The 2,006-nt window shown below is 36.9% G+C and carries 1 protein-coding gene and 1 pseudogene; one reads left to right on the top strand and one right to left on the bottom strand.

Annotation, left to right across the window (positions count from 1 at the left end; all coding sequences use genetic code 11):
• A pseudogene (locus ACI3VO_RS17140) lies at nucleotides 1-872 on the bottom strand (YgiQ family radical SAM protein); the annotation flags it as partial.
• Nucleotides 873-1,175: 303 nt separating this feature from the next.
• On the opposite strand from ACI3VO_RS17140, the gene ACI3VO_RS17135 reads away from it, so the two are divergent.
• On the top strand, nucleotides 1,176-1,826 hold the full coding sequence (locus ACI3VO_RS17135) for a DUF1847 domain-containing protein (RefSeq protein ID WP_439759067.1): 651 nt from the start codon (nucleotides 1,176-1,178) through the stop codon (nucleotides 1,824-1,826).
• The last annotated feature ends 180 nt before the right edge of the window (nucleotides 1,827-2,006 follow it).

The raw sequence follows: 2,006 nt of genomic DNA, 5'->3' as shown, positions 1-2,006 counted from the left end.
CCCATATCCTCGTAAATAGGATGGTATGTCTTAGTATATGGAAGTGCGTAGACTTCATCTAGCTCTTCTCTATTTAGAGGCTTTTCAGGTTTGTTTTGCACTAAATACTTGACTCCATGCTGCTGAACGATTATCTTACCTCTAAATGGATCCTGTTCCTCAGATTGAATCTTGAAGGCTTCGGCGTATTTTCTCTTGTCAGTGCTTACCTCCTCCATAGAAGGCACTACCACATAGTCTCCATAAATCTCATCTAAGCTATCAGCTAAGTAACAAGTCCCATCTATAAAGCTTATATACTTAGGGTCAAATCCATTATTCAAAGCATCTGCAACGTTTACGATTTGCTTTTCTCCCATTCCAAAAATTAACAAATCTGCTCCAGAATCGATTAATATAGAATTTCTAACTCTATCGCTCCAATAATCGTAGTGCGCAAATCTTCTAAGACTCGCCTCAATACCTCCTATAACTATAGGTACATGCTTATAAGCCTCACGAATCTTATTACAGTACACAATCGTAGCCCTATCTGGTCTATATCCCATCTTGCCACCTGGTGAATACAGATCCTTGTCTCTCGCTCTCTTGCTCACAGAATAATGATTTACCATAGAATCCATATTTCCTGCATTTACTAAAAACCCAAGTCTAGGCTTGCCAAGTCTCATAAAATCGTCTGTAGTCTTCCAGTTAGGCTGTGCTATTATCCCTACTTTATAACCGGCCTTCTCAAGCACTCTAGAAATTATCGCAGTCCCAAAGCTATGGTGGTCTACATATGCATCAGCAGTCACAATTACAAAATCTAACTCATCCCATCCACGTTCCTCCATGTCGGCCTTACTTATGGGTAAAAATTTATTATTCACTATCTCACCACTTTCTATACACAAAATAAATTATCTATTTTAAAATCAACTCGACTTAATTATTCACAGGCTCGAAAAGAATTTCCTATCCTAAAATTCTAAACAAGCTACTTTTCCACAAATTCTCTCCAAATTTGCCTTAACTGACTAATAATTATATCATTTATACCTATTTTTATCCACAAATAATCCAACTCTTTTATAGTATTATTTTCCTCTGATATAATTTTATTCACAATTTGACCATTTCCCAAAAATTACCTACAATTAAATTAAATAAAATTACCAGAAAGGGGTCATACTATGAATGAAAGAAAACCAAGCTGTAGCGATTGCTCTACTCAAAACTGCTCAAAAAGAGACAGCTTATACCCAAAATTCTGCATAACACCAGACTTAACAGACTCACAAATAGAAGAAATCAAAAAATTATACACAGAAGACGAACAAAACCACAAGCTAGCAGTAAACTCAGCAGAAATAGAAGGCGACTTCTACGGCAAGCTAACTCGTGTAGAAGAAACAGTAGAATTTATAAAAAGAATAGGCGCCAAAAAAGTAGGAATCGCAACATGTGTAGGTCTTATAAAGGAAGCAAAGGTATTCGCCAAAATCCTACAACACAACGACATCGATTACTACACAGTAGCATGTAAGGTAGGCTCTATCAAAAAAGAAGAAATCGGCATAGCAAAGGAACACCACATAAGACCAAATGCCGACCACGAATCAATGTGCAACCCTATCCTACAAGCAAAAATATTAAACGAAGAAAAAACCGACTTAAACGTAGCAATAGGACTTTGCGTAGGCCACGATTCTCTATTTATCAAATACTCTGATGCCCCTGTAACAGTACTAGTTGCAAAGGACAGAGTAACTTGCCACAACCCAGTCGGACCACTTCTTATGAGCGAGTCTTACTACAAGAGCAAGCTATTTGGAGAAAAATAAATTTTAATAAAAACCAAAAAGGCTGTTACGCAACAACCCTTATTGCATAACAGCCTCATAAAATCCACCCATTCCAAAAGTCTCCAACTCAAGACCTTCAGACGAGCTTCCTCCTATAAATCCTTTACAACCTTATTATATAAATATCTCAAGAAAATAACACTCACTGTAACCGACATT

Origin of the sequence: Intestinibacter sp., from assembly GCF_051866655.1 — a bacterium.
Classification (GTDB): domain Bacteria; phylum Bacillota; class Clostridia; order Peptostreptococcales; family Peptostreptococcaceae; genus Intestinibacter.
Note: the sequence above shows the minus strand (reverse complement) of the source record. Positions and strands in the feature narration are given on the sequence as shown.

Coding starts and splice junctions, on each gene's coding strand:
- ACI3VO_RS17135 (WP_439759067.1), top strand. CDS start 1,176: ATGAATGAAAGAAAACCAAGCTGTAGCGATTGCTCTACTCAAAACTGC.